The sequence below is a fragment of the Aeromonas sp. MR7 genome (assembly GCF_963899385.1).
Taxonomy (GTDB): domain Bacteria; phylum Pseudomonadota; class Gammaproteobacteria; order Enterobacterales; family Aeromonadaceae; genus Aeromonas; species Aeromonas bestiarum.
Genome location: NZ_CAWQXH010000011.1, coordinates 1244835 through 1263393, shown reverse-complemented (window position 1 = coordinate 1263393; position 18559 = coordinate 1244835). Strand labels below are relative to the sequence as shown.

Sequence of the window (18559 nt, the reverse complement as noted above, 5' to 3'; positions counted from 1 at the left end):
GAAAGGTAAATAATATGTCTCTGCTTACTGGTGTTCTGGTCACTCGCGTGACTCATGGTTATGGTGTTTCCCGTAAATCTGGCGCGCCTGTGCCTTATGACTTCGCCCAGGTGGAATATCTGGCGGTTGCCAATAACGTGAACAAGCCCGAGTGCAATATCACCTCCTGGGGCTATGAGGTTCGCCAGTTGGCCCTGCGTAATGACGCGCCGACTATTAAGGAGCTGGCCGACTGCCCGAAATTAGTGGCGGTGGATCTTGTCCTGGAAGCGGATCCCCAGAATCCGACCCGTAACGTTGTTGTTGGCTTCCAGCCAACTAAAAAGCCGGTATAACCGCCGCGCAACGAGGAGGAGGAGCGAGAGCGCGCAGCGAGCGACGACGAGGGCGCGATAATGCTTTGTCTAAATATTACCTCTGAGGGATATGCCCGCCTTGCTGAGGGGGATGCCTGTCAATACGTGCTCCTGACTGTCCAGGAGCACGCCAAATTAACGGATATATCGAGCTGGTTTGCATTCGATACGTCCATGGTAACGATGGCCTTTGGCTTTGGATTAATCATCTGGGTCGCTGGCCTCAAATTGGGCGCTATTGCCCGTGTCATCGTAGGTGCAAAAAGAGGATAACCAAATGCATAAAATCAATGTTCTGTTCCGTAATGGCTGTATCGCCGCTGTCGCTTCCCTGTCTGCCGCTGGTGCTGCTCACGCTGCTGGTGAAGGCTCTGCCGCTGCGGCGGGTGCCGCGCTGGATACCGCGCTGGCTGACGTTAACACCACCTCTCCCAAGGTCATGATGGTGGTGGCCACCGTGGTGGGTGTCGGCATCCTGATCAGCCTGATGCGCAAAGCCTAAGCCGTGTCCCTGCTGATCGGGACACTGTGGTTTTTGTTCTTTGTCGAGGGATGGCGAACATCCTTCTCAATCTAAGGCGGCTTCGGTCGCCTTTTTTCATATTGGGGGTTGTGTGCGCATAGGCTTGTTTTTACTGCTGTTTCCTTCGCTGGCGTTCGCCATTGGGGGCTGTCCGGTGGGGGTGCAGTTGGGCAACGTGACCATGGCCACGGGCTTGCCGGTCTGCCTGAAGTTTGAAGCCTCTGAGCATGGCGGCTGCCTTGTTGACTGTAAGAGCGTGTGTGTCGAGTTGCCCTTGGCGAATACCAAGGGGCCGGTCGAGACGACAGGGACCACCTGTAGCTGGTCTGACTCCAACGGTAGCGGGAACGGGGATGCCGATGGCAGTGGCAATACGCCAGGTGAAGGGGACCATTCTGGCAATGGTGGTTTGCCCAAGGATTGGGATTTCTTTTCGCCAGTTATCGGTGATGCCACTGGTACGTCTGTGTCTGGCTCTATCGCCAAGATAAACAAGAACTTGGGGAGCGCACTCGGGACGCTGATGGGGACGGCTGATCGTACTTATCACTCGCTTAATGAAATGCGTGGTCTTGCGCAACGTGAGACGAATGCCACGGAGAAAGCCGTTAGCGTATTAGAGGAAATTCGGGAATACAATAAAAAGGCCAGCAGCAATACCGAGGGGACTAATTTATATTTGTCTCGCATAGAGCAGGCCCAGGAAGAGGCCAATATTCATTTGAAAAAACTGGCGGAATCGTCAGGCGTTCCTGGAACGGGCTCTGAGGGTGGTTCTGGCGACAATGCAAAAATATATAATGAATTAAAGCAGCTTAATCTAAATATGTTCGGCCCCGATTTTACCCAGACTTATGGCGGTTATCATATGTATGCGTTGATGAAGTCAATGCAATATGACTTGCCCGATATTAAAGGGCACCTTCAAGACATTAATAGCATGTTCAAAAGCTTTCATTGGAATACATCGCAGGACTTGCTAAACAATAGCATTGAAACAAATCGCAATATTAAGGCCATTGCCGAGGCTATCAAGAATAACGGCGGTACGGGTGGCACCGGGGGTACTGGTGGCGGTGAGGGGGCCGGTGGTGCTGATATTGATTATTCAAAAATGCCAGGTGCCGATGGAAATCCCCTCTCCGTCCAAGAAGGTAAATATAGTTCTTCGTGCCAGGGAAAAGACTGTTTCTTTGATGTGCCTGCGATGCAAAAGAAACTCGATGATGCCAATAAATCACTGACCGACAAGTACACGGCTATTTCTGGCGATGTGCAGAAGGTATTTACCTTTAGCCTGTCCGGTTCCGCTGACCCGATGGAGTGTCTTGATTTATTCAGTCACCAGGGCAAGGCCTATTCGGTTTGTCCGCCCACGGGGGCGTATTGGCAGACACTCGCCGCGATAATGATGTTCGTGTTCTATTTCATTGCGCTGATGATCATATTTAAGAGGTAAACTATGGAATGGCTTGGGGAGTTCTTTAATTCGTTCTTTGCCGATATTTATCAATTGGCGGTTGAGTTTGGCGCTTGGCTGGCCATTCGTATGGCGGTGCAGTGGGTAGAGTTCAAGGTCTTTTTGCTGACCTTTACCTGGGACGTTGCCAAGGAAATATTGGTGAACGTTCACTTTAGTGAATTGCTGTCGTCTTCCTTTAATTCGCTGCCACCGACCATGCGCGGGATACTGCTATATATTCACCTGGACAAAGGGTTAACTATCCTCACCCAGGCGTTTGTCACTCGTTTCATACTCAATATGATGGGGTGGTAAATGTCTATCAAGATCCATCACGGCGCGCCTGGTTCCTATAAGTCGTCAGGGGCTATTCATACCGATGTGATACCCGCCATCAAGGCCGGTCGTCATATCGTCACCAACGTGCGCGGCTTTACGGCTGAACGGTGTCGAGAGGTATTGGGCAAGGCCGTGCCCGATGACTTCCAGGTAACGTATATTGAAACCGAATCCCAGGAGGGACGGGATCATTTCGCGCGCTTCTATCACTGGGCACCCAAAGGGGTTTTCTTCCTGGTCGATGAAGTGCAACGGATATTCCCGCCTTCCTGGCGCCAAAGCGATTTAGACCGGCTGGATTATCCAGGTGGGCCGGATGTGGCTAAAAATGATGGGCGACCGGAAACCATAGACGTGGCCTTTGATATGCACCGTCATCATAACTGGGATTTTGTATTTACGACTCCGAACATCAAAAAGGTGCACCAGGTAATCCGGGCTGCTGCCGAAACGGCGATCCGCCATACCAATATGGCGATATTGGGGATTGGTGGCCGTTACAAGACGGTATTACACCTCTCGGATAACTCCGGCTCGTCCATGTCTGATGTATTGCAAGCCAAGCCATTTAATAAGGTGCCCAAGTATGTTTTCAAACTGTATGACTCGACTACAACCGGTAAAGTCTCGGATACAATCGCAGGCAGCTCGGTATTACGAGATCCTAAAATTCTGTTTTTTCTGGCGGTGTGGGGGTTTTGTGTATTCTTTGGCTTCATCAAGCCTGAGTATATTGATGCTCCTGCTAAGGCCTCTCAGGCTGCTGCTGACGCCGATTCGGTTCCTGGGGCGGTGGATGGTACTCCCGCTGATGGGGTACGTCCTGGCGGCGCTCCTGCTGCGCCTCCTGGCGGGATTCTTTCTGTAGGGCCGTTCGCTGGGTATCAGCTCATCATTAGCTGTCATGTCCTGGTAAAGGATCCGCGGGGTGAGTATCGAGTCGAGTATTGCTTCTCGCTGCGCAAGGGTAACGATGTGCAAGCCCTCTATAGCGATGACTGGCCGGATGAACTCGCTAGTGTGGATGCGGTGAGCGGTTGCCATGCGGTGATTAAGTACCAGGGCAAGCCGGTAGACGTGTATTGTGACCCCGAGGGGGATGCCCTGCGCCGGAAATACAATGCTGCCCTCTTCGCCGGCGGCGATACCAAAAAAGCGCCATCGGATGACCGGTCATAGTTATAAAGGTGAACGGGTATAAAAAGTATAATCGCGACACTGCATTTCTTATGTTAAATACAGAGGTTTCAGAATGAATATGATGCTGGGTGTTATGGCTGTTTGCCTGGATATAGCCATCCTGGTCGCCTTGGGAACGAACCCATATTATTCCGCCGAGGTGCGTTGGGCCTGCTTTGCCCTGGTGGCCCTGTTTTCACTGCCTCCAGTGCTCTGGTTGTTTGAGGGGCATCTTATGGCGTTGGAGGTCAAATGGAGGCACCATTGCCGTGCCAAACGCCGTGCCCTGGCTGCTGCCAGTAGGCTTAAGGTTGGCAACTGAACACCAGGGGCGTCAGCCCCTATAAGCCGCGCTCTGCTGTCGATTAAGCATCCAGGCGTCTCGCGGCGAAACATGCCCATCTAGCCCTGAGCCTGGGTCTCCCCCCTTCCCTGCTAAACCCGTCTTTAATGCCCCAGTCAGAGCGACCAGCCGTAGGCTATGGGGCGCGGGTGGTGACTGCCTGGGCCTCCTGTCGTAGACACGCCGCTATAACGGTCTTCCTGTCATCTTTTCCTATACCTTTTATGGTATAGGACGATTCTTGCCGACAATCAGTGTCGTCCTGTGTCATTCCTGTTTTGGCCTCACCTGCGCCTCGTGGCACAATACTCATTTTGAGCCGGTTAGGGTATGGCATGACTCCAGAGCAAATGAAGCAGTACGGCAAGGGATTAGGGCTGTGGCAGGATAAAGGTCAGGCTGTAGGTGAACCGATATCGTATATCAGGAACGATGGGCCTGGCTTGGTAGAGCGGATTAGTAAGTCCATAGGTGAATGGTTGGATACGGGGAGTCAGTGTCTGGCTCCTATTAATCCGCTGGCTAATGGTGTCTTTATATGGACAGAAATAAAAGGTGCCGGACATGCATTTATTTCTGTCCATGAGGATAATAGCCCTTACGTGTATACATATGGTCGTTTTGGACGGGTAGGCAATCCACGTGGTGTTGTTGGAGATGGTGTACTAAATTTCTTCAAGTTTGAAGATGCTCGGTCATATTATGCAGAGGAGTTATACGCAAAAGAGGCTCGAGTTTTCATTATTAACGATGCTGATATCACTATTGCCAAGAAGTATTTTGAGCGCTTATGGAAAAGTGGGGTGCCAGCAATTCAAACACCAGATATGGGTGAAAGAACCAAGAAAAATGGCCATACAATTGACCAATATGATGTGACAGGAAAAAACTGTACAACCCATGCTGCTGACGGCATCAAGATGGCCGGTTCGAGTGTTTTTAAAGGCGGCTATACAACCAATTCACAGATGCGCATTGAGTCCGAAGAAGATTTTGCGGTGCCAATATCTTTGCAGAGATACCTTTTGAAGAAAAGTTCAGATACCTCAATGCAAGTTGTAGAAATGACTAGCGAGTTTAAAAAGCAATATCCAAATACAGCTGGAATTAAACCGCTGAGCGAAAATTCTCCTGAAACGAAAGCTTATAGGGCTCTGGCTGAGTCAGCTTCGGCTATTGGAAAGGTCTCGCCTTATTCAGCTGGAACGGTTGGTGGATTATTAAATGGGGCTCATGATGTTAACAAATAAAATGAAAGTTATTATTAGATGGGGCGGGATTATATTCGTCTCATTAGGCTATTACTTTTGGATAGCAATTGCGGCTATGTCCTTCGGGCATATATCGGAAAAGGAAAGCGTATTATTATCTGGCCCGATCTCCCTGGAACAGCACCAAGCAGTTGTGGCAAGCCTTAGAGAGGCTACAGGCGTTGTATTTGATGCAGCTACATGGGGCTTCTTGGTGTGTGTCTCATTGATATTGCTCATCTTCAAGAGGGTAAGGTAAGTCCCCTAGCCCGCCGATGCTGTGGCCTCCCCCCGTGTAGTAATACGGGGGGAATTCATTGCACAGTGCCTCCTGATGCTCAGGGTTACCTTGATAGGTGTTATCTCTCCTTAGATTAGTATCAATGCTTGCTCTGTCTCCTGTTTTACCGCCAGAAAAAATGATGAAAAAGCCATCAGCAAAGGGTTGATTTATAAGCAATCGCCCCCACATCACTATCGAGCATGTAGCTCGCTAACCTAGGTAATTTTATGTCTGATAAAATTGTGCTTGAAACAGAGAAGGCTGGTGTTTTTGCTGAATATTTTGGTATCCCGAAGCGCTCGGCTGCTTCTGGTGTGAGGTTTAATGAAGCGACTCCTGAAGATCAGCGTGCCATTGCTGTAGCTTGTGCTCTTGAACTGATCAAAGTTCGCATTGCTACAGGTGGGGTTGCTCCTCAGCTGGAGCTTAATAGCCTCTCTGTGTATGCAGATCGTATTGAGGCTGCGTTGAAGACTAAGTAGTAGATTTTACTAGGGGGCTCCTGCCCCCTCCCCTGTCAATTGATGCCTAGTTTCTTCCGCCAGTAGAAAGCCGCCATCTGCCGTTCGGATCTCTCGACCTGAATGATGGCCAGGGCCTCAATCCTTCTTCTATCGAACATCACACCGTTAGGCGAGATAAGGCAGTCGTTCTTCATCCGCCAGCCTTCCCAGGCTTTGAAAATGGTGGGCAGTTCCCGCCCACATGCCATACGCATAAGCCGTTTATAGACAGGGGGTATCTCTGTACCCTTATCCCAATACGTGACCTGCCTCACAGAAACGAAACATAGATTTGCCACCTCTTCAACGGATAAGCCGCATTCAAACCAGCGAAAAATGAAGTTTTTGGTCAACTCTCGTTCCATCCAAGTAAATACCTGATAAACCAGCAAAATTGCGTGGAGTGGCTTATCGGCGGGTTTCGGATGGGCATTTAACAAAACGTGGCATTATGCGCAGTTGTGGTTTGTTGGGCCGAGCGAGGTGCTAGGTCCGGGTTTATCAGGCCGGAGATTCTCGCTATTGGGTTGGCCATTGAGCATGTCATCTTGATTGTTATCTCTCACTCATTGCCCGTTCATTCGTGTAACCGGTCCAGCGGTTTGTGGTTGGCACTTTCATGGCGTTCGCTGTTGCCTGTGTGCAGATACTTTGAGGTGGTGTCTATGCTGTCATGGCCCGCATCGGCCTGTACATGGGATAGCGGCCGCCCGTTGAGATTGATGTCGTGGGTAATGCCGGTGTGGCGAATGGAATGCGGGGTCAGGTTGCTCATCTCGGCGGCGTCCTGGCTAAAGCCGTCTTGCTCAGCCAGGTTCGCTGCGGTTTGGATGACCGTCATGACCAGTTCACGCAGTTGGCGGATCCCGAGATTGGCATTGAGTTCGCCTCGTTCCCGGCCGTGTGCGGCAGCCTTGTGGCGTACAAAGAGCGGCGTCTGCTCATTGGGTGCCGGTAATGGCGACAATCCCAGAAAGATGCGATAGCGTTCGAGAGCCTCCAGCAAGGCATGGGATACCGCCACTGTGCGCCGCTTGCCACCCTTGCTGCGTGGAATGTAATACCCCCAGACGCCGGTTTTTCCATCGCGGCGAAACTGGCCCATGACGGGCGTGAAACCGGGTCTGGCTGCCACCTCGGAGATGCGCAGATAACAGGCGTACATCAGGCTTATCAGGAAGCGGCTGCGCTCGTGCTGATCCTGTGATTCGGTTGCCAGCCGGTCGGCGGCCTGCATCACGTAGGACCATTGCAACTCACTGAAGGCCTGGCCCTGATCATCAGGCTCCTGCTGGACCGGTCGCTTGACTCGCTGCAGCAGCAGAGCCGGATTTCTGTCCATGTACTCTTCCTGGATCAAAAACTGGAAGAAGGCCGACAGGATGGCGAGCTTGGTCTTCATTGCCTGCTCGCTCAGACGGTATGGCAGCTCGCGGCCCAGTTCCCGTTTGCCGAGAAAGGGTCGCCACAAGGGATTGGGCAGCCGCTCTCCCCACTCCTTGTCGAGGATGAACTGTGCCACGTTGCGGTAGGCAATCAGCGGCTCTGGCGGTGCCTGGCAGTAGTCGAGATAACGCATCATGATGCGCCGGGTCAGATCTTTCGGGCTGATGGCCAGCTCGCTGAAACACCAGTGCAGAAACGTCGTCAACTCGCTGCGGTAGGTCTTGTAGTTGTTCTCGTTGTGGCGCTGTTCCAGCAGCCAGTCGACCGCCAGTTCGTAGACGAGACCCGCATCGGGCACGTCGTTCAGGCTGAGGTTGGCCAGATACTGGTTGACCTGGGGATTGCCCGCCTCCAGGTGAGCCAGGCCATCAAACAGCGGCATGGCGGGCGGAAGTAACATAGAGGTCATGGTGGTGCTTGCTTGGTTCATGGAATGGAGGCCGGCAGCCCCGCTCAAAAGCTGATGCCGATAAATGGGGTTATCGGCATCACTGTGTGACTGACAATCCGGGCGTGTGTGAGATTGAATCGTCCGTTGCAACCTGTGTGCACAACATGCCGTCATTACTCAATGGATATGCACGCTGGTTGGAAAATTCTCGGGACAAATAGCCGTAAAAATGATTTTTAATGCTCAATATGTGAATGGTTTGTGGAGGCGCCATGAGGATAATGTCAACCCGGCGCCTCTCCCCCGTCCCTCAGGCCACGCTCTTGAGGGATTTTCCCTTGGGCTTGTCGGCATCGCTCTTCTCTGCCGTCTTTTGGGGCTCCTCTTTGGGGCTCCCCTGCCCCTTGCCACCGCGCAGCACGTTTTGCAGTACATCACGCTGTTCGGCCAGGTAGAAGGCCAGGCTCTCCTGCTGGTCGGGTTCGAGGGCGACAGGTGCCCCCGCCAGCAGGGTCATCAACTCATCGGCGGTATCCAGCAGCTTGTCATAGGCATCCGCCTCTTTCTTGCTGGCAAAGGTCATCTTCTCCACTCCCCCACGCACGACAACATATTTGATCTCAACGGCCATAGTGGCGTCCTCCTCATGATAGTGACCACAAGTATATGTACGGATATACAGTATTGCAAATAACCCTGTCCAACGGGCGTTTATCATGGTGGTCGAGCCGATTACGCGGCCGTTATCACATTGATGAAAGGGTCATTTGACATCCGCTTTACGCAAGTCGGATGATGGGCTCATGACGATCACAAGACAACTGCTCATATTGCTGCTGGTTGAAGTGACGCTCCTCGGGGGCATCGCTCATCTGGTCATTGGTCTCTCTCCCCTGCTCTCCCTGCTGTTTGTGGTGCTGGCGCTGCTGGGGCTGCGCTGCCTGGTGGTATTGCTGACCTGGGGGTTCTCCCGTTTCTACCCTGTCCCCGCCATCGGTCTGCGTGCCTGGCTGCACATGGTGATCCGGGAGATGTTCGCCTACCTGCTCACCTTCACCTGGCTGCTGCCGTTTGAGCGGCTGCTGATGGCGCCGGACAGGCTCACCCCTTCTCCCCTGCCCCTGCTGCTGGTACACGGTTACGGCTGCAGTCGCGGGATCTGGCGGCTGCAGCGCGCCCGCCTGGAAGCCGCCGGCCACGTGGTTGCCACCGTGACCCTGACCCCTCCCTTCGGTCATCTCGATGACATGGTCCCCCTGCTGGCCAGGCGCATCGACGAGGTGCTGGCCGCCACCGGCGCCGCTCAGCTGGTGCTGATCGGCCACAGCATGGGCGGGCTGGTGTGCCGTGACTATCTGGCCCTGGCCGGTGGTGGCAAGGTGGCGCAACTCATCACCCTGGCGACCCCTCATCAGGGCAGTCAGCTGGCTGCCCTTGGCCTGGGAGACAACGCGCGGGAGATGGAGCCGGGCTCCGGCTGGCTGCAACGCTTCGCCGCCGTGCCACTGTGCGTGCCCGGGATTTCGGTGCGCACCAGCCATGACAACTTCGTGTTGCCCCAGTCCCGTCAGCGGATGGAGGGCATGGAGGACATAGAACTCGCCGCCCTTGGTCACCTCTCCCTCATCTACTCGCGCCGTACCACGGCCCTGCTGCTGACCCTGCTTGCCCGCTCCCAGCCACAAACGAAAAGGGCCTGATTGCTCAGGCCCCGGCTTATCGCATGCTTCCTCAAATCAGAAGTGAATGCCCTTGATCAGGGTAGATACCGCCATCTGATCCGCAGAGGCCTTGGACTCGCCGCCCTCTTTGGGATCCGAGAAGGTGCGGAAGCTGGTGTTCATGATCACCTGGGCCACCCGCGGCGCCAGGGCATGGATCACCTGACCGAACACCCCGAGCCGGGTGGCCAGTCGCACATGCTTGTTGATGATGGTGTCGCACACCAGATCGGCTGCCTCTTCCGGTGTCATCATGGGCACCTGTTCATACACCTTGGTCGGTGCCACCATGGGGGTTTTCACCAGCGGCATGTTGATGATGGAGAAGTTGACCCCCTTGTCGGCAAACTCGGACGCCGCGGTGCGCACCCAGGCGTCGAGCGCCGACTTGGAGGCGACGTAGGCGGAGAAGCGCGGCGCATTGGTCAGCACCCCGATGGAGGAGATGTTGATGATGTGGCCCTTCTTCTTCTCGATCATGGTGGGCAGCACCCCCATGATCACCTTGAGGGTGCCGAAGTAGTTGAGCTGCATGGTGCGCTCCAGATCGTGGAAGCGCTCGAAAGAGTCCTCGATGGCGCGGCGGATGGAGCGGCCGGCATTGTTGATGAGGATGTCCACCCCGCCATGCTCGGCCACTATCTGCCGGGTGATCGCCTCCCCCTGCGCCAGATCCGCCAGATCCCCCTGATAGACCTGCAGGGTCAAGCCCTGCTCGGCAAACTCGGCCTGGGTTTCGGCAATCTTGTGTTCGTCCCGGGCAATGGTCAGCACTGTTGCACCCGCCTCGGCCAGCTTTCTTGCGGTGGCCTTGCCGATGCCGGAGGTGGCGCCGGTGATCAGCACCACCTTGCCCTCGACCCGGCCGCGCAGGGTGCGATCGATGAACAGCTCGGGGTCGAGGTGACGCTCCCAGTAATCCCACAGCCGCCAGGCATAGCTGTGCAGCGGGGGCACTTCGATGCCGGTTCCTTTCAACACCCGCTGGGCTTCGCGGTTGTCGAAGCGGGTGGGATAGTTGATGAGCCGGAAGATGTCCTTGGGCAGGCCGAGATCGGCGATCGCGGCATCGCGAATGCGCCGCACCGGCGTCAGCGCCATCAGCATGGTCATCAAATGGCGGGGAATGAAGCTGAACAGGGCCGCATTGATGCGAATGGCGGGCTTGGGCGCATGGGCTGCGCGGGAGAAGGTGCTCAGCATGTCGCCAACCCGCATCGGATGGGAGTCGGTCAGGTGGAACGCCTTGTTGTCCTCCCCCTCCAGGTGGGCGATGTGATCGATGGCATCCACCACGAAGTTGACCGGCACCAGGTTGATGCGGCCCCCTTCGACCCCGATGGCGGGCATCCAGGGCGGCAGCATGCGGCGCAGCTTCTGGATGGTCTTGAAGAAGTAATAGGGGCCGTCCACCTTGTCCATCTCGCCTGTATTGGCATCCCCCACCACTATCCCGGGTCGGTAGATGCGCCAGGGGATGGTGCTCTCCTGGCGCACTATGCCCTCGGCCTCGTGCTTGGTCTGGAAATAGGGCATGTCGAGGTGTTCTGCCTCATCGAACATGTCTTCCCTGAACAGACCGTCGAACAGGCCGGCCACTGCTATGGAGCTGCAGTGATGGAAGCAGCGGGCGCCGAGTCGTTCGGCCAGTTGCAGTGCCTGGCGGGTACCCTCGGCATTGACCTGCTGCTGAATGCCCGCCTTGGCGTTGAGATCATAGATGGCGGCGAGATGGAGGAAGTGATCGATCCGGCCGATGAGTGGCTCCTGCTCGGCCACACTCACGCCGAGTTGCGGATGGGTCATGTCCCCGACAACCGGAATGGCGCGCTGCGCGTCGACCCCCCAGTAGGCCAGCAGATCGGGTACCCGCTCAAGATGGGCTGCGCGCATCAAGAAATGCACCCGGCTATTTGGGCGCTGCAGCAGTTTTTTAATCAGCCGGCGGCCGATAAAACCGCTGCCCCCCGTGATGAAATAGTCCATGGTATTTATTTCCCTTACTGATTGGGCTGTTAGTTGCTGTTAGATATATCACGCTTCAAATGGAAATATTCATTTGAACGTCATCTTCGTGACCCAGACCAAAATTACCACGACTGCCTGTTCCGTTATTAGGTAGAACCCTCTATTTTTTCTCCATAGACTGAGGATGAAAGCTCAGTAATGCCACAACGAATGTACCAAGGTTGTTGTCATTACCTATATCCCACTCACCAGTAAGGAAACAATCATGGCCAAGAAATTGAAAGCGCTGGCAAGCTCGGTGACCGACAACCAGCTCACCTCGACCATCAAGGAATCCACCCAGCAGATCTGGCTGGCGGGCTTGGGCGCCTACGCCAAGGCGCAAGAGGAAGGGGGCAAGATCTTCGAAGCCCTGGTACAGGAAGGCGAGGCATTGCAGACTCGTACCCGTCAGAGCGCAGATGAGAAGATCGCTGCCATGACCGACAAGACCACGGGTACCTGGGGCCGTCTGGAGCAAGTGTTCGAGGATCGCGTGGCCCGTGCCGTCGCCAGCCTCGGCATCCCGACCCGCAAGGACATCGACAAGCTCTCCAAGCGCATGGCCGAGCTGACCGAGGTGGTGCAACAACTCATCGATGCGCAGGATGAAGAGGACGCGCCGGCCGCGGAACACAAACCCGCCGCCGCGACTGCCGCCAAGAAACCCGTTGTCAAGAAGGCACCGGTGAAGAAAGCCGCCGCAGCCCCTATCGCCAAGGTGAAGGAAGAGGTCAAGGCGCTGGCGACCGAGGTCGAGAGCGTAGTGAAAGAGGTCAAGGAGAAAGGCGAGACCGCACTCTCCTGATCTGACAAGCAACGCCTGATTGGCCTTGCGTCATAACCCACCGGCCCATGCCCTCTTGCTGGGCCGGTTTTGCTTGAGAAGGGAGGCCATGTCATGAGCACGATTGCGATTGCCCTCGCCGGAGGTGGACCTCTGGGAGGGATTTACGAGATCGGAGCCTGCGCCGCCCTGGCCGACAGCATCAAGGGGCTGCGTTTCGAGCAGGCCGACATCTACGTGGGGGTCAGCTCGGGGGCCGTGATCGCCTCTGCGCTGGCCAATGGCATCTCCCCCGACAAGCTGGTGCGGATCCTGCTCAGCGACGACAGCGGCGAATTTTTCGATCCCTCCACCCTGTTGCGTCCCGCCTTCGGTGAATACGCGAAGCGGCTCTCCTCCTTGCCGCCACTGGCCTGGGAGTGCCTGGCCGATTACCTCTCCGCCCCCTGGCACAAGAGCCTGCTCGGTTCCTTGCAAGGCTTGGCCAAGGCGATCCCGACCGGCTTGTTCGACAGTCGCGGGGTGGACAGGATCCTGACCCAGTTCTTCTCTCGCCGGGGCCGCAGCAACGATTTTCGTGAACTCAAGAACCGCCTGTTCGTCATCGCCACCGAGCTCGATACCGGCCGCGCGGTCGCCTTTGGCAGCCCGGGGCTGGATCAGGTGCCCATCTCGGCGGCGGTGCAGGCCTCTGCCGCCCTGCCCGGTCTGTTTCCCCCGTCGCTGATCAATGGTCGCTACTACGTGGACGGGGCCCTCATCAAGACGCTGCACGCCTCGGTGGCGCTGCAGGAGGGGGCCGATCTGGTGTTCTGCATCAATCCGCTGGTGCCGTTTGATGCAGGGCTGGCCAGCGAACACCCCGCCAGCCTGGTGGATAGCGGCTTGCCGGTGGTGCTGGCCCAGACCTTTCGCGCCATCATCCACTCGCGCATGCACGTGGGCATGGATCGCTACAAGCACCAGTATCCACAGGCCGACGCCTTGCTGTTCGAGCCCTCTCCGGCCGATGGCAAGATGTTCTTCACCAATGTGTTCAGTTACCGGGATCGCCGCCGTCTGTGCGAGCACGCCTTCCAGCATACCCGCCGGGATCTGTGGCAGCGACGGGCTGAGCTTGGCCCCATTCTCGCCAGGCATGGTCTGGAGCTTGATCTGAGAGCACTGTCCGATGAACAGCGCTCCCTGCTCACCCCTGGCACCGGCTCGGTAGCGGCGCTGGATGCCTCACTGACCCAGTTGCAGCACTGGCTGACCCACCGTTATGGCGGCAAGGGTCATCGCCAATCGAAGGAGTAGCATGGATCGCAAACCCAAGCGGCGGACGCGGGATCGCATCCTGGCAACCGCCCTCGCCCAGTTCAACCTGCTGGGAGAGCCGACCGTCACCACCTCCGCCATCGCGGCCGAGCTGGAGATGAGTCCGGGCAACCTCTATTACCACTTCCATAACAAGGAGGAGATAGTCAACGCCCTGTTCGGCGAGTTCGAACAGGAGATGGCCCATCTGCTCGACACTGTCACCCCCCCGCTGGACGAGACGGAAGACATCTGGTTCTTCTTGCACCTGATGTTCGAGCTCATCTGGAAGTATCGCTTCTTTTACTACGACATCAGCACCCTGATGAGTGGCAACCACAAGGTGGAGCTGCGCTTCTCGGCCCTGCTGAGGCGCAAGGAGCAGACCGCAGCCGCCATCTGCCACAGCCTGTCCGGCAGTGGCTTGCTGCTGGGCAGCAACGCCCAGATCGGCGCCCTGGCGGCCAACATAGCGCTGGTGGGCACTTTCTGGATCTCCTATCAACGGGCGTTGCACCCGCGTGCGGATGCCGACATAGCCCTGGGGGTGTTTCAGGTGATGCAGCTGGTGGCACCTCGTCTGCGGCCCAATGCCCGCGCCCATCTGGATGCCATCGCCACCCATTACCAGCCCGCTACGACGGCGGGTTAACAGAACTGTGTTTTTGATTGTGTTTTTAACAGGGAGAATCATATGACCACTTCACAACCCAACTTGTCCGACTTCACCCCCTTCCCCTGGCCGGAGGCGGCCTATGACTATGCCGGGGAGCGCCTTGAGCAGAACTGGGATCGCCTGCACCAGGGGGATGCCGAACCCTGGCCGGAAGATGAGCAGGTACAGGAAGCCTGGCGGGCCTATCACGCCGGTGATTTCGCCCGGGCCGTCGCCCTGGGTCTGGGCGCCGGCGAGGATGGCCTCAACGTGGCGAACAAGGCGCTGGTGATCCACGCCAGCTACCTGCTGGATGACAAGTATGCCAAGCGGGAAGCATTCGAGCTGGCCGCCAGCAACGCCGAGAAGTTGCAAAAGCGTCAGCCCGACAACGTCAACGCCTGGTATTTTCACGCCCTGGCACTGGGCCGTTACAGCCAGGTGATTTCTGTCTCCAAGGCGTTATCCATCGGCATAGGTGACAAGATCAAGACCAGTCTGGAAAAGGCGCTGGCGCTGGCCCCCGACCATGCGGAAGCCCACATCGCCTTCGGTGCCTGGCACGCCGAGATCATCGACAAGCTGGGAGCCATGATAGGTGGCATCACCTATGGCGCCAAAAAAGAGGAGGCCGATCGCCACTTCAAGGCGGCGCTGGCCATCATCCCCCACTCCGCCATCGCTCGCATGGAGTACGCCAATGCCATGGTGATGATGCATGGCAAGAGCAAGATGGCGGCCGCCGAGGCGCTCTACGGCGAAGCGGCCGAATGCGAGCCGCTGGATGCCATGGAGCGGCTCGACGTGGAAGCCGCCCGTGAGGAGCTGGAGGACGAATAGTCCGGCGGCGCTGCGCAATGAGAGAGGCCAACCCCCGGGTTGGCCTCTTTGTTTCATGTCAGGTGGCGTGCCTGAGCGGTTCAGCCGTGCAGCAGCTGATCCAGCATCTCGGGATCGTAGAGCAAGTCCGGCTCCATCAGCACCAGCAGCAGCAGCTGTTCGAACTCCACGGCGAAGCGCAGGGCAATGAGATCAGGGTCCGGCACCCGCTTCTTGTCGGTGATGAGGCCGAGCTGCACCTTGTTGTCATAGGAGAGGATGGAGACGCCGACCCCGATGTCACCGGCCTGAGGTACCCAGAACAGCGGCTGGCGCAGGCGGGCACCGGCCAGATAGAGGGTCTGCTGGGGGCCGGGCACATTGGTGATGACGGCGCTGGCCTTGGCCGAGAGGATGTCGATGGCCTGTTGCTGTACCGCCCTGGGGGCCATGCCCATCACCTCCAGCAAATTCAGCACCACGGCCGGTTGCAGGGAGGATTTGAGCGCCTGCATCCGATCCCGCACCGCATGGAGCCGCTGCAGCGGGTGTGCTATGTCGATGGGCAGATCCAGGGCCACCAGCCCGAAACGGTTGCCTAGCGCCCCCTTGTCGTCGGGGGCGCGCATGTTGACCGGTACCAGCGCACGGATCTCGACGCCATCGACCTCGTCCCCCTGCGCCAGCAGATAGTGGCGAAACGCCCCTGCGGTGGCGGCGATCAGCAGATCGTTGACCGAACAGCCGAGCACCCGTCCCACCGCCTTCACGTCCGGCAGCGGGATCTGCTCAGACCAGGCCACCCGCTTGGTGCTGCCTGTCTCCCCCTTCAGCCGGGTCTTGGCATCGTCGGAGAGGGTGGCTATGGTGTAGAGTTCGGCGGTCACGTCCCGGCTGGTTTTGAGGTAATCCATCGCCTTGGTGGGATGGGTCAGCACCTCGACATACTTGGACCAGAGGGTGCCGGTCAGCTTGAGCCCGGCTCGCAGCAGGCGGCTGCCCTGATGATCGTGATCCTCGTCGCTGTCGTCGTTGGCCACCGGCTCGGGTTGCGGTCTGGGGGCCGAGATCGGGCTCTCGTCCATCATGGTCAGCATGGCCCGCACCAGGGAGAAGCCATCCCCCATGGCGTGATGGAAACGCACCACCAGTGCCTGCCCGCCGAGGGAGGTATCCACCAGGTGCATCTCCCACAGGGGGCGCTGGTGGTTGAGCGGGGTGGAGGCAAAATCGGCCACCAGCCGCTCCAGCTCCTCCTTGCCGGCCTTGCCCGGCAGGATCACCCGCTTGAGGTGCAGGTCGAGATCAAAATCGGGATCGGTGCGCCAGTAGTATTCGCCCCCCTCCAGACAGGCTTTCTGCCCAAAGCGCGGCTGTACCCGTACTGTGTGCAGCAGGCTTTCTCGCAGTCGGGTTTCATCCAGCTGACCGTCAAACATCAGTACGCCGACGATCTGCATCAGATTGTTGGGCCTGTCCATCCGCAGCCAGGCGGTATCGACACAGGAGATAAGTTCACAGGGTGACATGGTATTTTCCCTACCGTTTCGCTTATTTGTCCGCGCCCTTCTCATGAAAACCAAATACTCGATGGCGAACAAACAGGTGTCGTATATGTTGGTGCCAATACGCTTCGATTAATTCTTTCTGCCGGAGCAGAACAACACGTAGCGCCGTGAACATTTCATCGCAGAACACATAATCCGCCCGCTCGCATCCTCCCGAAATATGGTTATCCGGAGGATGTGCTTCGTTCAGTTAATATACAGGAACACGAACTCCCTGCTATTTCGGCGACTGTATTGGGTGAATGTTGAATGCCTGCTCGGGTTATCCCTGACTGGGACAAGGCAGACGATGATCGACATATTCGAGGATCTCCTGCTCCAGCACGCTGCGTACCGGCAGCAGCATCAGGCCGAGACGCACCTCCAGCTGCAGGCTGTTGTCGGTCAGGCAGAGAAAGCCATTGACCCCGGCACCACGAAACATCAGCCGGGTCTCTTCCTCATCTTCCCACTCACAGTCGAGTTCGTACTCTTCGCTCATGTCCTGCGCGATGGCTTCGGCGGCGAGCCGTGCCCCCGCCAATCCCAGGGGATGCTGGCGGTTGACCTTGATGGTCGACAGGCTGCTGCCGACAAGGGGATCGTATAGAAACATGCTAACTCTCTGAGCGGTGACAATATTTATTGATATTAAACATATGAATCAAACAAGTGAAAGCCATTTGCAACATAATTGGGACTCACTTAACAAAGCCGGTTGAGTAAATGCTCCATGCATTTCTCCTCGTTCCCGCTCGCGTTACACTAACAGGCAAAGGCGTACCCGAGTGGCAGTTCCGCTTCCCTTTCAGGGTTCATGTCCTCGTTTTATCTAGCCGTCAGGCCATTCGTGCAGGTCACCAGAGAGCAGCATATGACCCAAGAAACACACATAGCCGATGACCCAGAAGCTGACGACGAGAGTACCCTGGGGCGGCTCTATCGCCAGCTCAACCGGGTTGCCTCCCTGCGCGAACAGATGCGTACCCACCCGGAAGATCAACAAGACAGGGACAGCTTGCGCCAGTGGCAGGCGGATCGGTTGGGCCGCACCCACGGTGATCTGCTGCAGAGCAAACGCTACGGGCCGGCCGCACAGTTCTTCCTGACCGACCTCTACGGCCCGGGGGATTGCGCCCGCCGCGATGCAGACGTGATGCGGGTCATGCCCACCGCCGAGCGATTGCTGCCGGAGTCCGGCCTCAAGGTGCTGGCGCAGGCTATTGAACTCGATGCTCTCTCCGAGGAGCTCGACTACCTGATGGTGGTGGCGCTGCGCCGCAGGGGTGCCATCCATCGGCTGACGGCAGAGGCGTATGCCCTCGCCTATCGGGAGGTGGGCGAACCCGAACGGCGCGCCCATCAGATAATCCTGGTCACCGAGCTGGGGCTCACCCTGGACAGACTGGCCCGCAAGCCTTTCCTTGGCACCACTCTCAAGCTTATCTCGGGACCGGCCCATCTGGCGGGGCTCGGCGAGCTCTTCTCGTTTGTCGAGCGCGGCTATCGGGTCTGCCATCAGATGGGGCGGGCCAACGAGTTTCTGGAAACCATCGCCAGCCGCGAGACGGCCATCATGCAGGCGTTGCTGGCGGGTGACAGCACAGTGCTGGATTGACCTCGGGAGTCATGCAGGCAGACATGAAAAA

At 57.0% G+C, this 18559-nt stretch carries 20 protein-coding genes; 14 read left to right on the top strand and 6 right to left on the bottom strand.

Features of this window, described 5'->3' with window-relative positions; genetic code table 11:
- The first annotated feature begins 14 nt into the window (after window positions 1–14).
- The 8 genes from AACW87_RS10670 to AACW87_RS10635 all read left to right on the top strand — a co-directional run bounded on the left by AACW87_RS10670 (window position 15) and on the right by AACW87_RS10635 (window position 6217).
- Window positions 15–335 (top strand): hypothetical protein, encoded by a 321-nt coding sequence (locus AACW87_RS10670; protein WP_241278726.1) that lies wholly within the window; start codon window positions 15–17, stop codon window positions 333–335.
- A 298-nt stretch (window positions 336–633) separates the two neighbouring features.
- Entirely contained in the window at window positions 634–858 is a 225-nt protein-coding gene (locus tag AACW87_RS10665) for a Flexible pilin (protein WP_264480983.1), read from the top strand.
- Between the two features lie 112 nt (window positions 859–970).
- Window positions 971–2338, top strand: coding sequence for a hypothetical protein (locus tag AACW87_RS10660; protein WP_241324973.1), 1368 nt, complete (start codon window positions 971–973; stop codon window positions 2336–2338).
- A gap of 3 nt (window positions 2339–2341) precedes the next feature.
- On the top strand, window positions 2342–2656 hold the full coding sequence (locus AACW87_RS10655) for a DUF2523 family protein (protein ID WP_241324972.1): 315 nt from the start codon (window positions 2342–2344) through the stop codon (window positions 2654–2656).
- Window positions 2657–3859: a zonular occludens toxin family protein gene (locus AACW87_RS10650; protein WP_241324971.1), complete on the top strand. Its 1203-nt coding sequence runs from the start codon at window positions 2657–2659 to the stop codon at window positions 3857–3859.
- A 73-nt stretch (window positions 3860–3932) separates the two neighbouring features.
- Entirely contained in the window at window positions 3933–4181 is a 249-nt protein-coding gene (locus AACW87_RS10645; RefSeq protein WP_241324970.1) for a hypothetical protein, read from the top strand.
- A 356-nt stretch (window positions 4182–4537) separates the two neighbouring features.
- Window positions 4538–5452 (top strand): hypothetical protein, encoded by a 915-nt coding sequence (locus tag AACW87_RS10640; RefSeq protein ID WP_241324969.1) that lies wholly within the window; start codon window positions 4538–4540, stop codon window positions 5450–5452.
- Window positions 5453–5962: 510 nt separating this feature from the next.
- Entirely contained in the window at window positions 5963–6217 is a 255-nt protein-coding gene (locus AACW87_RS10635; RefSeq protein ID WP_241324968.1) for a hypothetical protein, read from the top strand.
- Window positions 6218–6252: 35 nt separating this feature from the next.
- On the opposite strand, the gene AACW87_RS10630 is transcribed toward AACW87_RS10635, so the two are convergent.
- From AACW87_RS10630 to AACW87_RS10620, 3 genes are all read right to left on the bottom strand, one after another.
- Entirely contained in the window at window positions 6253–6603 is a 351-nt protein-coding gene (locus AACW87_RS10630) for a DUF3653 domain-containing protein (protein WP_241324967.1), read from the bottom strand.
- A 212-nt stretch (window positions 6604–6815) separates the two neighbouring features.
- Entirely contained in the window at window positions 6816–8093 is a 1278-nt protein-coding gene (locus AACW87_RS10625; RefSeq protein ID WP_241324966.1) for a tyrosine-type recombinase/integrase, read from the bottom strand.
- A 292-nt stretch (window positions 8094–8385) separates the two neighbouring features.
- On the bottom strand, window positions 8386–8706 hold the full coding sequence (locus AACW87_RS10620; RefSeq protein WP_241324965.1) for a YebG family protein: 321 nt from the start codon (window positions 8704–8706) through the stop codon (window positions 8386–8388).
- A gap of 172 nt (window positions 8707–8878) precedes the next feature.
- Here AACW87_RS10620 and AACW87_RS10615 point away from each other — a divergent pair, with 172 nt between their 5' ends.
- Window positions 8879–9775, top strand: a complete 897-nt coding sequence (locus AACW87_RS10615; protein WP_098984040.1) for an esterase/lipase family protein — start codon at window positions 8879–8881, stop codon at window positions 9773–9775.
- A gap of 36 nt (window positions 9776–9811) precedes the next feature.
- On the opposite strand, the gene AACW87_RS10610 is transcribed toward AACW87_RS10615, so the two are convergent.
- Window positions 9812–11782, bottom strand: a complete 1971-nt coding sequence (locus AACW87_RS10610) for an SDR family oxidoreductase (RefSeq protein WP_241324964.1) — start codon at window positions 11780–11782, stop codon at window positions 9812–9814.
- A gap of 247 nt (window positions 11783–12029) precedes the next feature.
- Here AACW87_RS10610 and AACW87_RS10605 point away from each other — a divergent pair, with 247 nt between their 5' ends.
- From AACW87_RS10605 to AACW87_RS10590, 4 genes are all read left to right on the top strand, one after another.
- On the top strand, window positions 12030–12611 hold the full coding sequence (locus tag AACW87_RS10605) for a phasin family protein (protein ID WP_043555724.1): 582 nt from the start codon (window positions 12030–12032) through the stop codon (window positions 12609–12611).
- A gap of 93 nt (window positions 12612–12704) precedes the next feature.
- The gene (locus AACW87_RS10600) at window positions 12705–13889 is read left to right on the top strand and encodes a patatin-like phospholipase family protein (RefSeq protein WP_241324963.1); all 1185 of its coding nucleotides are present in this window, start codon (window positions 12705–12707) and stop codon (window positions 13887–13889) included.
- 1 nt (window position 13890) lies between these two features.
- Window positions 13891–14541 carry a TetR/AcrR family transcriptional regulator gene (locus tag AACW87_RS10595; protein WP_241324962.1) on the top strand — a complete coding sequence of 217 codons (651 nt, stop codon included), beginning with the start codon at window positions 13891–13893 and terminating at the stop codon, window positions 14539–14541.
- 42 nt (window positions 14542–14583) lie between these two features.
- Window positions 14584–15384 (top strand): hypothetical protein, encoded by an 801-nt coding sequence (locus AACW87_RS10590; RefSeq protein WP_241324961.1) that lies wholly within the window; start codon window positions 14584–14586, stop codon window positions 15382–15384.
- 80 nt (window positions 15385–15464) lie between these two features.
- Here AACW87_RS10590 and AACW87_RS10585 read toward each other — a convergent pair whose 3' ends face one another.
- Both AACW87_RS10585 and AACW87_RS10580 read right to left on the bottom strand, forming a co-directional pair.
- Window positions 15465–16892, bottom strand: coding sequence for a wax ester/triacylglycerol synthase family O-acyltransferase (locus tag AACW87_RS10585; RefSeq protein ID WP_241324960.1), 1428 nt, complete (start codon window positions 16890–16892; stop codon window positions 15465–15467).
- Window positions 16893–17193: 301 nt separating this feature from the next.
- A complete protein-coding gene (locus AACW87_RS10580; RefSeq protein ID WP_043555719.1) occupies window positions 17194–17526 on the bottom strand; it encodes a polyhydroxyalkanoic acid system family protein in 333 nt (110 codons plus the stop codon).
- A gap of 258 nt (window positions 17527–17784) precedes the next feature.
- Here AACW87_RS10580 and AACW87_RS10575 point away from each other — a divergent pair, with 258 nt between their 5' ends.
- On the top strand, window positions 17785–18528 hold the full coding sequence (locus AACW87_RS10575) for an FFLEELY motif protein (protein ID WP_241324959.1): 744 nt from the start codon (window positions 17785–17787) through the stop codon (window positions 18526–18528).
- Window positions 18529–18559: the final 31 nt, after the last annotated feature.